Annotated in this window: 16 protein-coding genes; 5 read left to right on the top strand and 11 right to left on the bottom strand. The window is 71.4% G+C overall.

Annotated elements, in window-relative coordinates; genetic code table 11:
* Positions 1 to 16: 16 nt before the first annotated feature.
* Positions 17 to 1,033 (bottom strand): Gfo/Idh/MocA family oxidoreductase, encoded by a 1,017-nt coding sequence (locus ABZ911_RS00910; protein ID WP_358049940.1) that lies wholly within the window; start codon positions 1,031 to 1,033, stop codon positions 17 to 19.
* Positions 1,030 to 2,142: a DegT/DnrJ/EryC1/StrS family aminotransferase gene (locus ABZ911_RS00915; protein ID WP_358049943.1), complete on the bottom strand. Its 1,113-nt coding sequence runs from the start codon at positions 2,140 to 2,142 to the stop codon at positions 1,030 to 1,032. The genes ABZ911_RS00910 and ABZ911_RS00915 overlap by 4 nt, the downstream gene beginning before the upstream one ends.
* A 284-nt stretch (positions 2,143 to 2,426) precedes the next feature.
* On the opposite strand from ABZ911_RS00915, the gene ABZ911_RS00920 reads away from it, so the two are divergent.
* Genes ABZ911_RS00920 through ABZ911_RS00930 form a run of 3 tightly spaced genes read left to right on the top strand, consistent with a single transcriptional unit; the run spans position 2,427 to position 7,664 of the window.
* Complete coding sequence (locus tag ABZ911_RS00920; protein WP_358049946.1) at positions 2,427 to 5,747, top strand: CDP-glycerol glycerophosphotransferase family protein; 3,321 nt, start codon at positions 2,427 to 2,429, stop codon at positions 5,745 to 5,747.
* A 35-nt stretch (positions 5,748 to 5,782) separates the two neighbouring features.
* Complete coding sequence (locus ABZ911_RS00925; protein ID WP_358049949.1) at positions 5,783 to 6,595, top strand: CDP-alcohol phosphatidyltransferase family protein; 813 nt, start codon at positions 5,783 to 5,785, stop codon at positions 6,593 to 6,595.
* A 16-nt stretch (positions 6,596 to 6,611) separates the two neighbouring features.
* Complete coding sequence (locus ABZ911_RS00930; protein WP_358049952.1) at positions 6,612 to 7,664, top strand: sulfotransferase; 1,053 nt, start codon at positions 6,612 to 6,614, stop codon at positions 7,662 to 7,664.
* Here ABZ911_RS00930 and ABZ911_RS00935 read toward each other — a convergent pair whose 3' ends face one another.
* From ABZ911_RS00935 to ABZ911_RS00970, 8 genes are all read right to left on the bottom strand, one after another.
* Complete coding sequence (locus ABZ911_RS00935) at positions 7,665 to 8,732, bottom strand: glycosyltransferase (RefSeq protein WP_358049955.1); 1,068 nt, start codon at positions 8,730 to 8,732, stop codon at positions 7,665 to 7,667. It lies immediately after the preceding gene.
* Positions 8,729 to 11,395, bottom strand: coding sequence for a CDP-glycerol glycerophosphotransferase family protein (locus tag ABZ911_RS00940; RefSeq protein ID WP_358049958.1), 2,667 nt, complete (start codon positions 11,393 to 11,395; stop codon positions 8,729 to 8,731). The genes ABZ911_RS00935 and ABZ911_RS00940 overlap by 4 nt, the downstream gene beginning before the upstream one ends.
* Before the next feature lie 77 nt (positions 11,396 to 11,472).
* Positions 11,473 to 12,162: an SRPBCC family protein gene (locus ABZ911_RS00945; RefSeq protein ID WP_358049961.1), complete on the bottom strand. Its 690-nt coding sequence runs from the start codon at positions 12,160 to 12,162 to the stop codon at positions 11,473 to 11,475.
* An 87-nt stretch (positions 12,163 to 12,249) separates the two neighbouring features.
* On the bottom strand, positions 12,250 to 13,098 hold the full coding sequence (locus tag ABZ911_RS00950) for a xanthine dehydrogenase family protein subunit M (RefSeq protein ID WP_358049964.1): 849 nt from the start codon (positions 13,096 to 13,098) through the stop codon (positions 12,250 to 12,252).
* Positions 13,095 to 15,431 (bottom strand): xanthine dehydrogenase family protein molybdopterin-binding subunit, encoded by a 2,337-nt coding sequence (locus ABZ911_RS00955; RefSeq protein ID WP_358049967.1) that lies wholly within the window; start codon positions 15,429 to 15,431, stop codon positions 13,095 to 13,097. Before ABZ911_RS00955 ends, ABZ911_RS00950 begins: the two co-directional genes overlap by 4 nt.
* On the bottom strand, positions 15,428 to 15,910 hold the full coding sequence (locus tag ABZ911_RS00960) for a (2Fe-2S)-binding protein (protein ID WP_358049969.1): 483 nt from the start codon (positions 15,908 to 15,910) through the stop codon (positions 15,428 to 15,430). Before ABZ911_RS00960 ends, ABZ911_RS00955 begins: the two co-directional genes overlap by 4 nt.
* Before the next feature lie 89 nt (positions 15,911 to 15,999).
* Positions 16,000 to 16,203, bottom strand: a complete 204-nt coding sequence (locus tag ABZ911_RS00965) for a hypothetical protein (protein ID WP_358049972.1) — start codon at positions 16,201 to 16,203, stop codon at positions 16,000 to 16,002.
* Positions 16,193 to 17,800, bottom strand: coding sequence for a PspC domain-containing protein (locus ABZ911_RS00970; protein ID WP_358049975.1), 1,608 nt, complete (start codon positions 17,798 to 17,800; stop codon positions 16,193 to 16,195). The genes ABZ911_RS00965 and ABZ911_RS00970 overlap by 11 nt, the downstream gene beginning before the upstream one ends.
* Before the next feature lie 126 nt (positions 17,801 to 17,926).
* Between ABZ911_RS00970 and ABZ911_RS00975 the strand changes: the two genes are divergently transcribed.
* Together ABZ911_RS00975 and ABZ911_RS00980 are read left to right on the top strand one after the other, a co-directional pair.
* A complete protein-coding gene (locus ABZ911_RS00975) occupies positions 17,927 to 19,135 on the top strand; it encodes a PspC domain-containing protein (RefSeq protein ID WP_358049977.1) in 1,209 nt (402 codons plus the stop codon).
* Positions 19,132 to 19,764 carry a response regulator transcription factor gene (locus ABZ911_RS00980; protein ID WP_358049980.1) on the top strand — a complete coding sequence of 211 codons (633 nt, stop codon included), beginning with the start codon at positions 19,132 to 19,134 and terminating at the stop codon, positions 19,762 to 19,764. The genes ABZ911_RS00975 and ABZ911_RS00980 overlap by 4 nt, the downstream gene beginning before the upstream one ends.
* Here ABZ911_RS00980 and ABZ911_RS00985 read toward each other — a convergent pair.
* Entirely contained in the window at positions 19,761 to 20,927 is a 1,167-nt protein-coding gene (locus ABZ911_RS00985) for an MFS transporter (protein WP_358049983.1), read from the bottom strand. The genes ABZ911_RS00980 and ABZ911_RS00985 overlap by 4 nt on opposite strands.
* Positions 20,928 to 20,945 lie beyond the last annotated feature (18 nt).

Raw genomic sequence — 20,945 nt, forward strand, 5'->3', positions numbered from 1 at the left:
CTCTGGTTCGCGGCGCCTAGCGGCCCGCGAATATCCGGTCCCTCAAAGGCACGGACATGGTGTTTCCGGTCATGGCGGACTCCAGGACGGCGGTGGCCACCTCGACCGTCTCCAGTCCCTGCCGCAGGGTGACGATGTCGCTCGGCAGGCCCAGCACCGCGTCGCGGAAGCGTTCGTGCTCCACGAGCAGCGGCTCCCGCTTGGCGATGGCGTAGCGGACCATGTCGCCCTCGGAGACGCCCCGGAAGGCGCGCAACGCCTCCCATTCGGTGTCGCGGGCGCCGTTGGCGTAGTAGGTCAGGTCGGCGGTGAGGGTGTCGGCGACGAAGCAGCCGCGCTCACCCGTGACGACGGTGGAGCGCTCCTTGAGCGGGCTCAGCCAGTTGACCAGGTGGCTGCACATCACCCCGCCGGTCAGCTGGCCGACGATGGCCACCATGTCCTCGTGCGGGCGTCCGCTCTTGGAGACGGTGCGCGCCGACACCGAGCCGTAGCTCAGGCCGGTCACCCAGCTGGTGAGGTCGATGTCGTGGGTGGCCAGGTCCTTGATGACGCCCACGTCGGCGATCCGGTGCGGGAAGGGCCCCTGGCGGCGGGTCGAGACCTGGAACAGCTCGCCCAGCTCGCCCTCCTCCAGGCGGGCGCGCAGGTTCTGCAGGGCAGGGTTGTAGCGCTCGATGTGGCCGACCCCGGCCACCAGGCCGTTGGCCTCGAAGGCGGCCACCAGCACGCGGGCCGCCTCGGCCGAGTGCGCCAGCGGCTTCTCGATCAGCGCGGACACCCCGGCCGCCGCCAGTTCCAGGCCGACCTCCTCGTGCAGCGCGGTGGGGCAGGCGACCACGGCGTAGTCGACGCCGAGCGCGAGCAGGTCCCGGGTGGCGGCCAGGACGGGCACGCCCTGCGCGGACCTGCCGGGGTCGCCCGCCGGGTCGACGACGCCGACCAGCCTTACGCCGTCCAGCCCGGCCAGCACCCTGGCGTGGTTGCGCCCCATCGCGCCGAGCCCGATCAGCCCGGCCCGCAGCGTCGTCACAGCAGGCATCCCAGGTCGTTGACCGCCTCGGCGATCCTGACCAGTTCCCGCTCGGTCAGCGTCGGATGGATCGGCAGCGACAGCACCTCGGCCGCCGCGCGCTCGGTCTCCGGCAGCTCCCCGGCACAGCTGCCGAGGTACGGCGCCAGCCGGTGGATCGGCGTCGGGTAGTAGACCGCGCTGCCGATCCCCCTGGCCGCCAGCCGCCGGTGGGCCTCGTCCCGCGCGCCGGGAACACGCACCGTGTACTGGTGGTAGACGTGCCAGGCGCCGTCGGCCACGGGCGGCGGGGGCACGGCGGTGAGCAGGCAGCCGAGCGTCTTGGCGTTGGCCTGGCGGCGCTCGGTCGACTCGGGCAGCCGGGCGAGCTGGACCCGGCCGATGGCGGCGGCCACGTCGGTCATCCGCATGTTCGCGCCGACGATCTCGTTGGCGTAGCGCCGCTCCATGCCCTGGTTGCGCAGCAGGCGCAGGGTGCGGGCCATCCCGGAGTCCGCCGTGGTGATCATGCCGCCCTCCAGGGCGTGCATGTTCTTCGTCGGGTAGAAGCTGAAGCAGCCGGCCGCGCCGAAGGAGCCGGCCGGGCGGCCGTGCAGGGCGGCACCGTGCGCCTGGCAGGCGTCCTCCACCAGGGCCAGGCCGTGCCGGGCGGCGATCGGCTCCAGCCGGTCCATCGCGGCCGGGTGGCCGTACAGGTGGACCGGCATGATCGCGGCGGTGCGCGGGCCGATCGCCGCCTCGACGGAGGCGGGGTCCAGGCAGAAGGTACGCGGGTCGATGTCGGCGAACACCGGGGTCGCGCCGACCAGGCGGACCGCGTTCGCGGTGGCGGCGAAGGAGAAGGACGGCACGATGACCTCGTCGCTCGGGCCGAGGCCGAGCGCCATCAGGGTGAGCTGCAGCGCCGAGGTGCCCGAGTTGACCGCGACGCAGTGCCGCCCGTCCACCCAGCCGGAGAACTCGTCCTCGAACGCGGCGACCTCGGGTCCCTGGACGACCTGGCCGCTGCGCAGCACGCGCACCGCGGCCGCGATCTCGGCCTCGCCGATCACCGGCCGCGCCGGTGGGATCGGCCCGTCGTTCCGCTCGCCTTCGTCGGGCTCGTACACGGACAGACTCCATTCGGTCGGGGGCGTCGGTGCCTGCGAGGACCGCGAATCGAAGGCGTCGCAGGTCAGGGTTAGTCACGGACTGTAGGCGCTGGTCGCCGACCGTCATCGCGCCAATCCGCCTCGCTTGGCCGAACGTTTACCCGCCGAGTGCGCTGTCGTCCTGGCGCGGTCAAGAGTCGGTCAAAGACGTCACCGGGAGTGCCCGGCGGGCCGCCGGAGCCGGGACGGGGTCGGCATTCTTGCCGCACCTCGGCCAACACCCTCATAACGGAGGATCACCGGTGGCTCGTTTGAGCGTTGTCGTCCCCATCTACGATGTAGAGCCCTATCTGGCGGCGTGCCTCGAATCGCTGGCGGCCCAGACCTGGCGGGACCTTCAGGTCGTCATGGTGGACGAAGGGTCTCCCGACGGGAGCGCGGCCGTCGCCGCCCGGTTCGCCGCGCGCGATCCGCGGTTCCGGCTGATCCGCCACGACGGCTCCGGGCCGGGCGCGGCGCGCAACGCGGGGGTGGGCGAGGCGTCGGGCGAGTTCCTCGCCTTCGTCGACGGCGACGACCTGGTGCCGCCGCACGCGTTCGAGATCATGGCGCACACCCTCGACCGGACCGGTTCGGACCTGGTGACCGGCGACGTGCTCCGGTTCGGCGCGGGCGGGGTCCGCCGGTCGGCGGCGCACCGCGCGATCTTCGAGGACGCGGAGCTCCGCACGCACGTGACCAGGAAGGAGGTCCTGCTGAGGGACCGCCTGGTGACGAACAAGCTGTGGCGCAGGTCGTTCTGGGAGTGGTACGGCTTCGCCTTTCCCGAGGGCGTGCCGTACGGGGACACGGCGGTCGCGCTGCCCGGCCACTTCCTGGCCCGCTCCGTCGACATGCTGCCCGATCCCGTCTACCTGTGGCGGGAGCGCGAGGGCGACGGCGCGCGGGCCCCCGAGGTCGAGGACCGGATCGCGGCGATCAGGGCGGTGCGCGACTTCCTGTACGACAGCGGCCGTCGCGACCATGCGGTCGCCTGGGACGTCATGGTGCTCGACGGCGACCTGCCGGACGTGGTCCAGGCGTTCCCGCAGGCCGAGGAGGACTTCCGCGAACGTTTCCTGGACCTGGCCACCGCCTACCTCGACGACCTCTCGCCCGGCACGCTGACCAGGCTCCCCGTGCTGCGCAGGCTCATGTGGCACCTGGTCGGGCAGCGGGACGCCGCCAAGCTGGCCGAGGTGCTCGACTGGGAGCGGCGGAGCCGGCCCCAGGCCGTACGCCACGGCCTGCGCTACCACCTGGACGCGCCCCCCGGCCTGCCCGCCGACGTCCTGCGCCTGCGCGCACACGACCTGGACCTTCAGCAACGCCTCGACGACCTGCGCTGGGAGAACGGCAGGCTGGTGGTGGAGGCGCGGGTCACGGTGCGCCACCTCCCCGCCGTCCGGCGGCGGCAGCACCTCTTCGCCTCGCTCGTGCACGAGGGCACCCGCCGGAAGGTCAGGCTCCCCGTCAAGCGGACGCTGAGCGTGCCGCTCGGGCGCAAGGGGAAGGCCGACCGCACGCGGGACTGGAGCGGCCTGCGCTTCACGATCGACCCCGCCGACCTGACCGGCGAGGCGGCGGGCACCTGGCACGTGGAGCTGACGGTGCTGGACCGGGGGATGCTGCGCAGGGCCCGGCTCGCGGGGCCCACCCGGGAGGCGGCCGAGCGGGCGGGCGGCGTGCGGCCGGGGCCCGGCGTCTCGGTGATCCCGCGGCGTACGGGGGCGGGCGCGTTCGCCCTCGACGTCAGGGCCGAGCGGCTGAACGTCACCGGCTGGACGGTCGAGGACGGACGCCTGCTGATCAAGGGGGACCTGGGCATGGAGCCACCGGCCGGCGCCCAGTTGACCGTGGGGGTCGCGGCGGGCGTCCGGCGGGTGCGCGGGGTGTTCGCGCGTGCAGGAGGAGGGTTCACCGCCGAGGTCGAGCTGGCGGAGCTCGTCCTCGACGATCGGCCGCCGCTGGACCCGGTGAGCGCCGAGGCGCTGGAGCAGCCGCGCGAGCTGGTCGTACACCTCGGTCAGGAGCGGCTCTACCTGCCGGAGGACCTGCCGTGGAGCAGGCACCGGGTGGGGGAGCGGGAGATCGTCGTCTGCGCGAGCGGCGGCGTGTTCACCCTGCGCGAGCAGCGGATCGCCGCGTCGGTGCGCGGCGCCCGGTGGAGCGCGGACGGCGTGCTGCGCCTCGACGGGCGGTGCGTGCTGGACCTGGGCGAGGGCGTGCGCGTCGTGGCGACCGGGCAGGACGGCGTGCGGCTCTTCCCCGCGCGTACGGTCGAAGGCGGCTTCGAGGCCGACCTCGCGCCGATGGCCGTCGAGTCCCCGGCGGGATGCCTGCCGCTCCCGGCCGGACCCTACGCGCTGTCGCTGCGCACGGCCGCGGGCGACCTCCCGCTGGAGTACGAACCGGCCGCCCCCGCCGTCGGAGCCCACCACCACCGGGAGCTGACGCTGGCGTCCGGCGAGGACCGCCGTGCCGTCCTCACCGTGGGCGGCGACCTCAAGGGCGACGAGCGCGGCTCCGCCAACCAGCGCAGGCTGCGCGAGGAGCGCTACCCGCTGCTGCGCGACGAGCCGCTCTGGGACGCCGTCTTCTACGACTCCCAGTCCGGCACCCGGTTCTCCGGCAGCCCCAAGGCCGTCCACGACGAACTGGTACGGCGCGGCGCACCCCTGCGCCACCTGTGGAACGTCCGCGACGGCCAGGTACGGCTCCCCGACGGGGTCACCCCGGTCCGCCTGAACGGCAAGGAGTACTACGAGGCGCTGGCCCGCTCCCGCTACGTCGTCACCGACACCCACCTGCCCGCCTGGTTCCGCCGCCGGGAGGGCCAGCGCGTCCTGCAGACCTGGCACGACTCGCCGCCGGAGTGCTCCGAGGGATCGGCTGCGGAGTGGGACTACCTGATCTCGCCGAGCCCGTGGTGCACGCCGATGCTGCGGGACGCGTTCGGGTTCGAGGGGCGGGTGCTGGAGATCGGCCACCCGTGCGGCGACGTGCTCGCCCGCCCCGAACTCGCCGTCGCCGTCAGGGAGCGGCTCGGCCTGCCCGAGGGCAAGAAGGTCGTCCTCTACGCCCCGGCCGCCTGCGATGACGGCCTCGACCTGCGGCGGATGCGGGAGGAGCTGGACGAGGACCACGTCCTGCTGGTGCGCCGCCACCCGGATCTGGCCCGGTCGACCGGCTCCTTCGTCGTCGACGTCTCGGCGCATCCGGATCTCTGGGAGCTTTATCTGGTCGCCGACCTGCTCGTCACGGACTACTCCGCGGCCATGTTCGACTTCGCCGTGACCGGCCGCCCGATGCTGTTCCACACCCGCGGCCCGGAGCATCCCTTCGAGGCCGAGGCGCCCGGCCCCTTGCTGCGCACCACCGAGGAGGTCGCCGAGGCAATCAGAGGTGTCGAGGAGGTCAACCGGAAGTATGAGGACCTCTATGCCGCCTTCACGGCCAGATTCTGCCCGCTGGCCGACGGAGGAGCGGCGGCACGGGCCGTCGAGGAGGTATTCGACCTGCGGGACGTCCCGGAGGTTGGTCAAGAAGCGGCATGGACATCTCCCAGTAGTTCCAGAGAGTAGTCGTAGCGGCACGGTGCGTCGTCATGCTGGAATCCATGAGGCCCTATTCGCTCGAGGACGTCTACGCGACACGTAAGCGGAGAGACTCCTGGTGGACTGTGTACTTCGTGGACCCGGTGGCCTGCCGAGTGGCGCTCGCCGTGGCCAACCACACGAGGATCACACCCAACGGGCTCACGGTGTTCTCGCTGGTCCTCGGCATGTTGTCGGCCGCGAGCCTGGCGACCGGCACGCTCGTCGCCGGGGCGGTCCTGTTCTACCTCAGCTTCATGATCGACTGCGTGGACGGCAAGATCGCGCGGCTGAAGGGCACCGGCACGCCGTTCGGGCTCTGGCTCGACTACGTGGGTGACCGCATCCGCGTGGTGTGCTGCGCGGTGGGGCTCGCCTACGGCCAGTACACCGCCACGGGGGACGTGGACTACATCGTGCTGGGCGCGACGGTCGCCGTACTCGACCTGTTCAGGTACGTCAACGCGCCGCAGATGAAGCGGGTCCGCGAGGTGATCAGGGAGGGGGTGGCCGCCGCGCGGGAGTCGATGTCGCCGATGGCCGCCGTCACCCACCCGAAGCCGGTGGCGAGCCGGTCGCCGCGGAGCTTCACACGGCGGGCGAACCGGTTCCTCGCCAGGCGTCGCGTCCGGACGCACCTGATCAGCGGGATCGAGTTCCACGCCGCGGTGTTCGTGGTCGCGCCGCTCGTGGGGGTGGCCGCGCTGATCCCGGTCGCCGCCGTCGCGAGCGTCCTGCTGCTCGCCAACGAGATCTTCCTTGTCTATCGGATGTGGCTCTTCGTACGGCGGAACAACGTGCCGGTGGAGAAGAGCCGAGAGCACGTGCTTGCCTGAAAATCGGGGGTAAACAATGTCCGACCGGCCAGTATTCGTCATCGGCTGTCCTCGCTCCGGGACCACGATGCTGCAGCTCATGCTGCACTCGCACCCGAGGATCGCGGTGCCGCCGGAGACCCGCTTCCTGGTGCCCGCCTACTACAAGCGCCGCAAGTTCGGCGACATGCGCTCCGGCGAAGCCCGGCGCACGCTGGCCGAGTGGATGGCGGGGGATCGCACCACCAAGTTCCGCGAGCTGGGCATCGACCGCGACGACTTCATCCGGCAGGCCGTCGAGGGGCCGGGCTCGCTCGGCTCGGTGATCGGCATCGCCCTGAAGATGTACGCCGACCGCTTCGGCAAGGCCCGCTGGGGCGACAAGCGTCCCAGCTACGTCAAGCAGGTCGACATGCTGATGCGCCTGTTCCCTGACGCGCAGTTCGTGCACCTGATCAGGGACGGCCGCGACTGCGTCTCCTCGCTGAAGGAGATGCCGTGGTTCACCCTCGACTCCTACCACGCGATGTCCACCTGGGGTGAGGCCATCGACGCCGGACGCCGGCTGCAGAAGACGATGTCCGAGGACAGCTACTACGAGGTGCGCTACGAGGACCTCACCAACGACCCGGTCACCGAGATGAAGAAGCTCTGCCACTTCCTGGAGGAGGACTTCGACCTGGCGATGACCTCGCCCAGGGAGGCGGCCAGCGTCGCGGTGCCGGTGCACAAGGTCTGGCACAGCAACACGCACGGCGAGGTCACCAAGGCGCGGGTCGGCAGCTGGTCCAAGCGGCTCGAAGTGTGGGAGATCGAGCTGTGCGAGCAGGTCCTGGGCGAGCGCCTGGAGGCCAACGGCTACGAGCTGTCGGGCGCGCCCAAGGCGGCCAAGGAGCACGTGCTGGCCTTCCAGCGGGCCCAGCAGAAGCGCAAGGCCGCCAGGATGCGCAGGCGGATGCGCGACCAGTTCAACCGCTTCCGTGAGCCGGGCCCGGTGGCGGCGCTGCTGACCAGCGGCCAGCTCGCGCTGGCCGGAGTCCCGATGCAGCGGGAGCGGATTGACGAGCTGGAGCAGCTCAGCAGGTTCTGATCACCGCCTGAGGTGCGCGAACAGGGACTCCCAGCGGTCCAGCACGCTGTCCAGCCGCAAGGCCTCCACGCGGGAGCGAGCGGCGGCGCCCACACGCCGCCGCTCCTCGTGCGACCGCATGAGCTCGGCCAGCGCCCCCGCGAACCCGTTCACGTCACCGGGCGGCACCAGCGCCCCGGCGATCGACCGCACCCCGCCGGACACGTCGAACGCCACCGACGGCACCCCGTGCGCCGCCGCCTCGGCCAGCACCAGCGGCAGCCCCTCGTGCTCGCTGGACAGCCCGACCACCGACGCGTCCAGGTACTCCGCCGCCATCTCCGCCGACGGCACCCGCCCCCTGAACACCACCTGGCCCTTGATCCCCTCCCGGTAGGCGTGCGCCCGCAGCCGTTCCAGCTCGACGCCGTCGCCGATCAGGTGCAGCTCCCAGCCGGGCACCCCGCTCCTGGCGAAGGCGGTGATCAGCCGGTCGAACCGCTTGACCCCTTCGAGCCGTCCCACCCCGAGCACCCGGGGCTTCGCCAGGGACGAGATCGTGTCCGGCCAGCAGGCCAGCGGGTTCGGCAGCGACCAGGTGTTGGGCAGCAGCGCGTGCTCGGAGAACAGCCAGGCGTCGTCGTCGCTGAGGAAGACCGCCTGGTCGAGGCCGCCGTAGTGGCGGCGGATCGAGCCGAGGTGCCAGGAGCCCCGGGCGTGCTCGTAGGAGCCGTGGTACTGGCCGATCGGGCTGATCCGCTCGGGCAGCAGCCCGGCCAGCCGGGTGACCACGCCGGGGGAGGTCAGCACCGCGTACCCCGGGCCGATCGAGTCGAAGATCGCGCGCAGCCGCCGGTCGGCCAGTTTCCTGGTCAGCCGGTTCTCCGAGCCCATCGGCCCGCGGTTGATCACATGGTGCCGGTAGCGGGGGCGGGCCACGTAGGCGAACGGGTCGGTGGCCCGGTGCAGGCCGATGACGTGCACGTCGTAGCCGCGCTCGGCCAGCCCCTGGGCGAGCGTGTGGGTGACCTGCTGGATACCGCCCAGGGTGTCGGCGTCCAGGCACGCGAAGACCAGCGACGGGCTCATCGGGCCACCTCGAAGAAGTCGTCGACGACCCGGGCGGAGGCGTTTCCCCGCTCTTCGTGACACCACATCCGCCGGAAGCGCGCGTACTTCGCCGCGAACGACCGGTGTACGGCGGGCAGGTCCCGCACCCGTGCGACGAGTTCCGCGGTGGTGGTCACGCACGGCCCCGGCGCGATCTCCCGCAGGTCGTGGTAGACACCGCGCTCGGCCAGCCGGTAGTCGTCCCAGTCGTCGATGAAGAACAGCATCGGCCGCCCGGTCACCGCGTAGTCGCACATCACCGAGGAGTAGTCCGTCAGCAGCGCGTCGGAGATCAGCATCAGGTCGTTGATCTCGGGATACGACCCGGCGGGCCGGACGAAGTGCCGCACCTCCTGCGGCACCCGGAAGCGTTCCACCGGATGGGTGCGCAGGACCAGCACCCACTCCTCGCCCAGTTCCTCGGCCAGCAGCGCCAGGTCCACCCGGACCGACTTGCCGGAGCTCTTGGCCTGGTCGCGGTAGGTGGGGGCGTAGAGCAGCACCTTGCGGTCCTCGGGGATCTCCAGCCGCTCGCGCACCCCCTGCGGGGTCTGGCCGCGGACGAGCGCGTCGCAGCGGGGCGTGCCGTACCGCAGGAGCGGGCCGGTGTAGCCGTTGGAGGGGACGAAGATGCGGGAGAACTCGGTGCTGGGGCAGACCAGCGCGTCCCAGCGGTCGACGGCCGCCCGCCATGTCTCGCGCGGCTTGGCGAAGTCGGCGCGCAGGTCGGGCGCGTCGAAGCCGACCGACTTGATGCCCTGGCCGTGCCAGGTCTGCAGGTAGCGGGTGCCGGGCGGCTTGGGGTAGTCGAGCGGGAAGCCGTGGCTGTCCACCCAGATGCCGGCCCTGGCCATGGTCCAGATGTAGCGCCAGCTGCCGCGCCTGACCAGCCCGGCGTCGGCGGGGAAGTTGGCCCGGCCGCGCGCCACCGACCAGACCGCGGTGAGCGGCAGCCCGCGCCGCCGTACCTCCTCGTAGACGGCGCGCGGGCTGCCGGTGTATCCCTTACCGCAGTCAGCCTCGAAGAGCGCGAGATCCCTGCGCGGAGGCAGTACCCGGATCAGCGCCTTGTAGGCGCGCAACTTCATCGCCGGCGTGCTGACCTGCTTGAGCACCCTCCTGCGCGCCTTGGCGAGCAGCGGCAGGTGCGACCTGAACCCGGTCCACCGGGAGGTCACCCGCAGGAACGCGGCCGGCCCTTCGGCCCTCACGGTCACCTGGCGTCCGTCGCCGCGCACGGTGATCGGCTTCATCGCGGGGTCGACCAGCAGCCGGTCGGTGGTCGTGTGCCCGTCCGGCCGGGTGAACCCGATGCGTGGATCGGCCTTCGGCCCCGCCTTCGCCAGGTCGATCGTGATCTCGCTCAGATAGCCGCCCTCGCCGACCGGCTGCGGATCGATCGCCACCCTGAGCGACCCGCACCGCAGGAACGCGTCGAACGACCCCAGCACCCCGAACGGATCGTAGGTCCGTACGGTCAGCCGTACCCGTGATCCCGCCGCGGTGATCTCGGTGATCTCGGTGATCTCGTGACGCAGGCGGGAGGCGCTGTAGGGCAGTTCGGCCAGGTGTAGGCCGGTGATGTCCAGGCCGGGTGAGACCGTGGTGCCCCAGTAGGTGCGGCCCGCGTGCCGTACGGCCGAGCGTGGCGGCGCCTGGGGGCCGTTCAGCGATCTGGCGGCCACCTGGAGGTCCTCGATCCGGTCGGCGAGGATCAGGTGGCAGCAGACCCTGAGCATCGGGTCGATCCGGTCCAGCACCTCCGGGGCGACCCCTTCCAGGTAGGGCCGCACGATCGAGGCGAACTCCTTCACCCACACCGCGTCGCGCGACGGCATCGGGTTGAGGTACACGCGCAGGTCCTGGAGCAGGAAGCGGTGCTGCCGGTCGGGCACCAGGTCGGCGAACCCGTGCTCGCGCAGGATCCGGTCGCTGATCGCGGCGGCCTCCAGGCGGTGCCGTACGTTGCTCATCTCCTTGATGGACAGCGAGATCGAGTTGGCCCCCGACGCGCGGCGCCAGTGGTAGACCACCCACGGCACGACCGCGAAGCGCTCGGCGGCGCAGTAGACCGCGGTGGTGAAGACGTGGTCCTCGTAGTGCAGGTTCTCCGGGAAGCGCAGCTCGTTGCGGCGCAGGAAGCCCACGTCGAACAGCTTGTTGGTGCTGAAGGAGTCAAGGAAGAGCTCGGGCTCCGCGCGGATGCCCTCGACCACCCGCCGCCTGGCGAACAGCCGGGGGTAGTAGCGCTCCAGCCGTCCGTTCCACTCGTACAGCCGGGAGATCTGCCCGCTGACGAAGTCGGCCCCGGTCCGCTCGATCTCGGTGAGCAGGCTCTTGCACGCGTGCCTGGGCAACTCGTCGTCGCTGTCCAGGAACATCACGTACGGCGCGGCCGCCAGGTCGAGGGCGTCGTTGCGCGGCGCCCCGCACCCGCCGGAGTTGACCTCCCTGCGCAGGTACCGCACCCGCGGGTCGGCCCGCCGCAGCTCCGCGACCACCTCGGACGTCTCGTCGGTGCTCGCGTCGTCGGCGACGATCACTTCGAGGTCGCGCAGCGTCTGGCGGAGCACTGAGCGCACCGCCCTCCGCAGCCGGGCGGCATCGTTGTAGGTGATCACGACAACGGTGCAGTCCGGCATGCCAACCCCCGAGTTTTCGATGTTCGGGTTGAGCTATTCCCCCAGCTCAGGTGATGTGTCCGGACTTGGAGGTGTTTTTACCGCAATAGTCGGCGAATCACCCAGACGAGGAAGAACAGTGCGGCCAGCGCGCCGGCCACCGGCGCGGCGCGCTTCAGCAGCGGCGTGCCCGCGATCTCCAGCAGGTCGAGAGCCTCCTCGTCAGCCGTCCGCGACGTGCGCAGCGTGCCGCCCGGATGTGTCTCAGGCTCGGGCTCGGTGACCTCCTGCCCGGTCGGCACGGCGCTCAGGTGCCGCTCCGCCTGCTCCTCGGCGGGCGACTCCGTCAGCAGCTCGGCCAGGTTCGCGGCGAACCTGTCGATGAGCTTGCCGCCCACCTCCGCCATGACGCCCCTGCCGAACTGCGCGGGCCGCCCGGTCACGTTGAACGACGTCTCGACCACGACCGCGGTCGACTCGCCGGCGGGCGTCAGGCGCGCGGTCACCGTGGCGCTGGCCGTGCCCGCCCCCCTCGACTCCTTGCCCGAAGCCCTGATCGCGAGCGAGTAGGTGTCCTTGTCGACATCCTCGAAGCGGGCGTCGCCCCGGTAGGTGACGGTGATCGGGCCGACCTTCACCTTCATCCGGCCGGTGAACTCCTCGCCCTCCGCGGTGTCGAGCGTCGCCCCCGGAAGGCACGGCGCGACCCGCTCGACGTCGAGCAGCGCGGCCCACGCCCGCTCGATCGGGACAGGGACCGTGAACTCGTGCTCGAACCGCATCGCCATCGATCCGCTCCTCTCCGCTGATTGCGACAGTACGACCCGTTCGGTGGCCGCGCCACCCACCGGAGGCCCGGTGGGCGGCGCCGGCCGTCAGAGGGTCGCGCCCAGCACGGCGCGGTGGGTCAGCACCCTGGCCAGGTGCCGGCGGTAGTCCGGCTGGGCATGCAGGTCGGCGGGAGGTGAAGTGTCGGCGTCCGCCTCCTCGCAGGCCCGCCGTACCTCCTCGCCGAGCTCGGTGTTCCGCAGCGCGGCCTCGGTCGCGCCGGCCCGCACCGGGGTCGGGCCCATGTTCGTCAGCGCGAGCCTCGCCTCCTGGATCGCTCCGTTGGAGCGCTTGACCGCCGCCGCGACGCCGACGATGGCCCAGGACTGCGCCGTCCGGTGGAACTTCTCGTAGTGGTAGCCCCAGCCGGGGCCCAGTTTCGGCACCTGGACGCCGACCAGGATCTCGCCCTGCTCCATCGTCGACTCCAGGTAGTCGGCGAAGAACGCGGAGGCGGGGATGGTCCGCTCGCCGTCCGCCGAGCGGACCACGAACGAGCAGTCCAGGGCGAGCGCCACGGCGGGCAGGTCCCCGGCGGGGTCGGCGTGGGCCAGCGAGCCGCCGAAGGTGCCGCGGTGCCGTACCGCGGGATCGGCGACCGTGGCCGCGGCCAGCGCCACCAGCGGGCACTCGGCGTTGATCAGCGGGGAGCGCAGGACCTCGTCGTGCGTGGCCATGGCGCCCACGAACACGTGGTCGCCGCGGTCGTGGATCCCTTGCAGCTCCGCCAGCCTGCCCACGTCCACCAGCACCGACGGGTACGCCAGCCGCATCCGCAGCAGCGGCAGCAGCGACTGGCCGCCGGCCAGCACCTTCGCCTCGTCGTCGGCGGCCAGCGCCTGGCAGGCCTCCTCCAGCGAACGCGCGCGAACATAGTCGAACGACGCGGGAATCATCGCAGAGCCCTCCAGATCCGCTCAGGGGTGCACGGCATCTGCACGTCGTGCACGCCGTTCGGGCGCAGGGCGTCCACGACGGCGTTCACCACCGCCGGAGTGGAGGCGATGGTCCCCGCCTCGCCGACGCCCTTGACGCCGAGGGGGTTGCTGGTCGCGGGCGTCTCGGTCCGGTCCGTCACGAAGTCCGGCAGGTCCGCGGCCGTCGGCAGCAGGTAGTCGGCCATGGTGGTGGTCAGCAGGTTGCCCTCGGCGTCGTAGACGGCCTCCTCGAACAGCGCCTGCGCGATCCCCTGGGCGAGCCCTCCATGCACCTGGCCTTCGACGATCAGCGGGTTGACCACCTTGCCGACGTCGTCCACCGCCACGTACGAGCGGATCTTCGCCATGCCCGTCTCGGTGTCGACCTCGATCGCGCACAGGTGGGTGCCGTGCGGGTAGGAGAAGTTCTCCGGGTCGAAGGTGGCGTCGGCGTCGAGTCTCGGCTCGACCCCGTCCGGCAGGTCGTGCGCGGCGAACGCGGCCAGCGCCAGCTCCTGGATGGTCTTGGCCGCGTCCGTGCCGCGCACCTGGAAGGAGCCCTGGCTGAACTCGATGTCGTCCGGCGAGCACTCCAGCATGTGCGCGGCCAGCGTCCGCGCCTTCTCCTTCACCTTCTCGCAGGCGGCCAGCACGGCCACGCCGCCGACCACCAGCGAGCGCGAGCCGTAGGTGTCCATGCCCTTGTGCGAGATCGCGGTGTCGCCGTGCAGCACGGAGACGTCCTCGAACGGCACCCCCAGCGCGTCGGCGACGATCTGGCTCCACGCCGTCTCATGGCCCTGGCCGTGCGGCGACGAACCGGTGACCACCTCCACCTTGCCGGTCGGCAGCATCCGCACCGAGCTGTGCTCCCAGCCGCCCGCGCCGTAGGCGAGCGAGCCCAGCACCCGGCTCGGCGCCAGCCCGCACATCTCGGTGTACGTCGAGACCCCGATGCCGAGCTGCACCGGATCACCCCGGTCCCGCCGGTCGGCCTGTTCGGCCCGCAGCTTGTCGTAGCCGAACAGCGACAGCGCCCTGTCGGTGGCCGCCTCGTAGTTGCCCGAGTCGTAGGTCAGCCCCGCGACGGTCGTGTACGGGAACTCCTGATGCGTGATCCAGTTGCGCCGCCGCACCTCGATCGGATCGACGCCCAGCTCCGCGGCCAGCTCGTCCATCACCCGCTCGATCGCGTACGTCGCCTCCGGCCGTCCCGCCCCCCGGTAGGCGTCGGTCGGCATCTTGGTGGTGAACACACCCGTGCAGGAGAAGTCCAGCGCGGCCATCTTGTAGATCGAGTTGTACATGAACGCGCCCAGCAGCGGCACGCCCGGCGTCACCAGCATCAGGTAGGCGCCCATGTCGGCCAGCAGCTCCACCCGCAGCCCGCGGATCCGGCCGTCGGCCTCGCAGGCCAGCGTGATGTGCTGGATCTGGTCGCGGCCGTGGTGCACGGTCAGGTTGCCCTCCGAGCGGGACTCGGTCCACTTGACCGGCTTGCCCAGCCGCCTGGTGAGCAGCAGGCAGAGCACCTCCTCGGCGGTGACCTGCAGCTTCGACCCGAACCCGCCGCCCACATCGGGCGCGATCACCCGCAGCCGGTGCTCGGGGATGCCCGTCGTCAGCGCCAGCATCACCCGCAGCACGTGCGGGATCTGGGTCGCCGACCAGAGCGTGAACGACTCGCCGTCGGTGCTCGCGGTGACCGCCCGCGGCTCCATCGCGCTCGGGATCAGCCGCTGCTGGACATAGGTCCTGTCGATCACCACGGGCGCGTCGCGCAACGCCGCGCCCATGTCGCCCTGCGCGAACTTCCAGGTGAAAGCCTGGTTGCCCGCCTCGTGCACCTTCGCGGCCCCCTCGGCGAGCGCCTCGTTCATGTCGAGTACGGCGGGCAGCGGCTCGTAGTCGACCTCGATGGCCTCCAGGGCGTCGGCCGCCTTGTACCGGTCTGTCGCGACCACGCACGCCACCGCCTCACCGACGTAGCGCACCTCGGTGTGCGCCATCGGCGGATGGTCGGGGATGACGATGTCCTCGCTGACCGGCCACGCGCACGGCAGGCTGCCCTGCTCGTCGGCGAAGTCCCGGCCGCTGAAGACGGCCACCACACCCGGCAGCCCGCGCGCCCCCTGCACATCCACGTTCACGATCCGCGCGTGCGCCATCGGGCTGCGCAGGAACGCCACGTAGAGCATGCCGGGGAGCTGCAGGTTGTCGGTCCACTGGGTGCGCCCGGTGAGCAGCCGGGTGTCCTCCTTGCGCCTGCGGGCCTTGCCGACCTCCGGCTCCGCCTCCACCTGGGCGGTCATGGCGTGCTCACCGCCTGCCCCATGGTCTGCGCGCCTCGCCGTACCGCCCTGACGATGTTGCAGTAGCCCGTGCAGCGGCAGAGGTTGCCCTCAAGTCCTTCCCTGATGGTCTCCTCCGAGGGATCTGGGTCGTCCCTCAGCAGGTCTATCGCGGCCATCACCATCCCCGGCGTGCAGTAGCCGCACTGCAGCGCGTGCTCTTCGTGGAAGGCCTGCTGCATGGGGTGCAAGGTGCCGTTGACCGCCAGGCCCTCGATGGTGACGACGTCGGAGCCGTCGGCCTGGACGGCGAGCACGGAGCAGCTCTTCACGCTCTTGCCGTCGAGCATCACGGTGCAGGCGCCGCAGTTGCTGGTGTCGCACCCGATGGGGGTGCCGGTCTTGCCGAGGCGGTCTCTCAGTAGATGCACGAGGAGGAGCCGCGGCTCCACATCCTCCTCGTACGTGACTCCGTCGACGGTGACGGCGATCCGGGGCATACGTCCTCCCTGTGAACGGGGTTGGAAGGAGGGAGTAATAAATGTGAACGTACGCCGATGGATGTCCCGGTCAACCCCGTCCGGGATACCTACCGCCTGACGACTCTCGCGAGGATCGCGAGGGAGCCGGCTATGGCCAGCCCGCCCACGGCGACTGACACCATGACCAACCAGTTGGTCATGGCCCCGGTCACCACCAGAATACCAAGCACGATGAAGAGCAGGCCGCTGAGCAGGGCCATCCAGTCGGTCCGGTGCGTCAGCCTGCCTGACCTGTCGAGATCACGCCGCACGTCGTACCTCCACGTCGCCGATGCCGCCCTTGATGTTGAGCTCGATCGTGGAGACCTTGCCCTCAGGTGTCACGTCCGGCTCCAGGACCTTCTCGATATCCAGGTCGGTGCCACCGCGGACGGACTGGTCGATCTTGATGTCGCCGACCTTGGCGGTCGCGTGCACCTCGACCCTGACCGTCGGTGGCACGATCACGGTCAGCTCGCCGACCGAGATCGAGGTGTTGAACGTCACCCGGGTGCCCGGCGCCAGGATCAGCTCGCTCAGGTCGAGGGTGCCGTCGCCGATGCCGACCTCGTAGTGCTTGCGCGCCTCCCCGACGGAGGTGGGCTGCCAGGTGGGGCTGCCGATCTTCGTCGGCACGCTGCCGAACATCATGCCGAGACCGATGGTGAGGGCGATGACGGTGCCCGCGGCCACGAGACCGGCGCCGCGGCCCCACCAGGCCGCCACCAGAAGACCCGCGCCGATGGTGATGAGCATGGCCCCGCCGGCGGCTGTGAAGTTCGGCACCGAGCCTGGGGTGGCCTGGACCGCCACGACAATTCCTCCAATGATGATGGCGAGCACCATGGTGATCACGCCGATGAACGACCTGCGCCGCCGCACGCGCGGCGGGCGAACCTGCTCGGGGTACGGACGCAGGTCGTAGGGAGACTGGCCGCCCCGCCTGCGCGGGTCGAGCGGCTGGTAGGGCCCGTGCGGGGCGAACGGCTCACTGTGCGCGTAGGAGGGCATCGCGGACGGGTACTCGCGCCGCGCCGGGTCACCTTGGGGGGCGTCGGCCAACGTCGCATCGATACGAGTCGCGTTGTCCTGATTCGCACTGCTCAGCGTCTCGTGAACCGACGTCTCGGCCGCCGCCCGGTCGTCCGCCGTCGTCTCGGCCGCCGCCCGCTCGTCCGCGGTCGTCTTGTGGATCGCCGTCTCGGCGGACGCGGCGGCAGGGGGCGCCGTGTCGTGAGGCGTCGGACGGGGGGTCTCGCGGGGCGGGTTGGCCCAGGAGGTCGCCTGCCTGGGCGGGGCGGTGGGCGTCGCGCGGGCGGGGTCGGGGCGGGTGGGACCGGTGAAGTCGCGGCCGAACGGGTAGGGCGCGGGCGGCGCGGACAGGTCCGGCGGCGGCGCGCTGGGGCGGCGGTTGAGGCTCTCGGGCAGGGAACGGGCGACCGCCCGCAGGTCCACCCCGCGCGCGTGCGCCGTCAGCAGCGCTAGTGCCAGCAGCGTGCCGACCACCAGCGTCCCGGTGCCCAGCCACACCGTGGCCAGGTTGATCGCCAGACCGAACCCGGCGACACCGGTGAGCAGCGCGAACACCGCCTCGGGGGCGAAGTCGCGGCCGGTCCACTGCTCGACGTACCCGGGGCCGCCGTTGGTCTCCTTCATCAGCAGGAACGCCGCGGCGTACAGGAACAGGCCGATGCCCGAGCCGAACACGAGCACCGCGAAACCGACGCGGAACACCACCGGGTCGATGCCGGTGTACTGGCCGAGCCCGGCGGCCACGCCCGTGATCATCCTGCCGTCGCTGCTGCGCCGCAGGACGCGGGGCGGTCCGGCGGTCGGGGCGGGGCCGGTGTTCGGTGGTGCTTCGGTCATGTCACCATCGTGGCGTGGGTGGCCGGGGAATTCCATCCGGGACACCCCTGACCCGACCCCGATACGTTGAACCAGGGCTTTCCCCTGATGCCGCAGGATGACGCGGCATGTGACGATAACGGTGTTATGGCTGACCAACAGACTCTTCGTGAGACCGACGACACGTCCTTCAAGCGCATGATGCGCCCGATGGACGGCCGGCTGGTGGCCGGCGTCGCCCAGGCCCTCGCCGCCCAGCTGCGGCTGGACCCCGTGGTGATCCGCCTGACCTTCGTGCTGCTCAGTGTCGTGGACGGGATCGGGGTGGTCGCCTACGCGGTCCTGTGGATGGTGACGCCGCGCGAACCGGCCGAAAAGGGCCATCCGCAGTCCCGGGACTGGAGCCAGCTCGCGGCGTTCACCGCGATCGGCGTGGCGCTGTTCGCGTTCGGCTGGCTGACCGGAGCCTCCAAGGGCGGGATCGGCCTGCTGCCGTTCGCCGTGTGCGGCATCGGCGCGATGATCCTGTGGCAGCAGGCCGACCCGGAACGCCGCCACAACTGGATGACCGGCGCCACCAGGGGGATCAGGAAGAACCGGGTACGCACGCTGCTCGGCGTGATCCTCGTCGTGGTCGGCGCGATCGGCTTCCTGGTCCAGGAGGGCGAACTGCTCGACGCCCGGCCTGGGCTGCTGTTCACGCTGGTCGTGGTCGGCGGTCTCGCGGTGATCGCCACTCCGTGGCTGGCCGGTCTGTGGAAGGAGCTGCAGCTTGAGCGCCGTGAGCGGATCAGGCAGGAGGAGCGGGCCGAGGTGGCCGCGCACGTGCACGACTCGGTGCTGCACACGCTCACGCTGATCCAGCGCGCCGCCCACGACCCGCGCGAGGTCACCCGCCTGGCCCGTTCGCAGGAGCGCGAGCTGCGCAACTGGCTCTACCAGCCCAAGCAGGACGCCGACGCGACCCTCGCCGCCGCGGTCCGCAGGATCGCCGCCGAGGAGGAGGACGCGCACGGCGTGCCCATCGAGATCGTCTGCGTGGGCGACACCGAACTCGACGCCGGGGGCAGGCTCGGGGCGATGCTGCACGCCTCCCGGCAGGCGATGGTCAACGCGGCCAAATACTCTGAGAGTCCAGTCATCTCGGTTTACGCAGAGGTAGAGGGCGACGAAGTCACCATTTTCGTGAAGGATCGGGGCAAGGGGTTCGATCTCGATGAGGTGCCGCTCGACCGGATGGGCATCAGGGAGTCCATCATCGGCAGGATGGAGCGCCACGGAGGCGCCGCCAGAGTGCGTACGGAGCCGGGTGAGGGCACGGAAGTGATGTTGACGATGAAGGTGGAGAAGGAATGACACGCGTGCTGATCGTCGACGATCACCGGCTGTTCCGCTCGGGCGTGCGGGCCGAGCTGGGCGACACGATCCAGGTCATCGGCGAGGCCGAGGACGTCGACTCGGCGGTGAAGGCGATCGCCGAGCTGCAGCCCGACGTGGTGCTGCTCGACGTGCACATGCCGGGCGGCGGCGGGCAGGAGGTGCTGCGCCGGGTGCTCGGCGCGGGCTCGCAGGTGCGCTTCCTGGCGCTGTCGGTCTCCGACGCCGCCGAGGACGTGATCGGCGTGATCAGAGGCGGCGCCCGCGGCTACGTCACCAAGAACATCAGCGGCAAGGAGCTGACCGACGCGATCCGCCGGGTCGCCGACGGCGACGCGGTCTTCTCGCCCCGGCTGGCCGGGTTCGTGCTGGACGCGTTCGCCTCGACCGAGGCGCCCTCGATCGACCCCGAGCTCGACTCGCTCACCACGCGCGAGCGGGAGGTGCTGCGGCTGATCGCGAGGGGCTACGCCTACAAGGAGATCGCCAAGGAGCTGTTCATCTCGGTCAAGACGGTGGAGACGCACGTGTCGTCCGTGCTGCGCAAGCTCCAGCTCTCCAACCGGCACGAGCTGTCACGCTGGGCCACCGCCCGCAGGCTCGTCTAGGCCGGACGGCGGCCGGAGGCGGCCCGCCACACGACCAGGGCGGCTGCGACGGCGAGGGCGCCGCCGATCCACATGACGGAGATCGTGGAGATGGCGTCCACCGCGCCGCCGCCGGCCAGCGCGCCGAGCGAGATGGACAGGTTGAAGACGGAGGAGAGCAGCGCCGAACCCGGCTCGGCCACGCCGGGGCCCGACCGGATCACCCAGAGCTGCAAGGAGACGCTGACCCCGCCGTAGGCGAGGCCCCAGAGCACCAGCAGCGGGATCGCGGCGTACCCGCCGATCAGCGCGGTCAGCAGCGTCGCCGAGGCCAGGGAGGTGGCGAGCACCAGCAGGACGGCGCGCGGGCCGTGCCTGCCCGCCATCGAACCGCCCACGAAGTTGCCCACGACGCCGGCGACGCCGTACACCAGCAGCAGGACGCTCATCAGGCTCGGGCCCACGCCGGTGACCTCGTAGAGGACGGGGGTGACGTAGGTGTAGGCGAGGAAGTGGCCGGACACGATCAGCACGGTGACGGTCAGCGCCGTCCTGATCGAGGTGTTGCGGAGCACCTGCGGCAGCCCGCTCGGCCGGAACGTCCCGACGGCGGGCAGGGGCGGCAGCAGGAGGCGCAGCGCCACGAGTACGGCCGCCGCGAGCACGGCCACCACGGCGAACGCCGTACGCCAGTCGGCCACGTCGGCCAGCACCGCGCCCGCGGGCACGCCCAGCACGGAGGCCACCGAGATACCGCCGGAGATGATCGCCGTGCCCCTGGGCACGTCCTGCTCGGCCACCAGGCGAGGGGCGAGCCCGATGGCGAACGCCCAGAAGCCGCCGATGGCCACGCCGACCAGGACGCGGGCGCCGAGCAGGATCGGGAAGTTCGGCGCGAGCGCGGTCGCCGCGTTCGCCGCCGCGAGCAGGCCCATGAGCAGGCAGAGCACCGTCCGGCGGTCGAGTCGTCCGGCGGCCACCGAGATGATCGGGGCGGAGACGGCGGCGACCAGGCCGGGAACGGTCATCGTCAGCCCGGCCATGCCGTCGCTGATCCGCAGATCCGAGCCGATGGGGGTCAGCAGCCCCACGGGCAGCATCTCGCTGGTCACGATCGAGAACGTGCCTGCGGCGACCGGGAGGACGGCGCGCAGGGACGCCGTGGATGTTGTCGTGGGGGTCATGCGCCCAGCCTCGTGACT

It is taken from the genome of Nonomuraea sp. NPDC046570 (genome assembly GCF_040645915.1).
In the GTDB taxonomy this organism is placed as follows: Bacteria; Actinomycetota; Actinomycetes; order Streptosporangiales; family Streptosporangiaceae; genus Nonomuraea.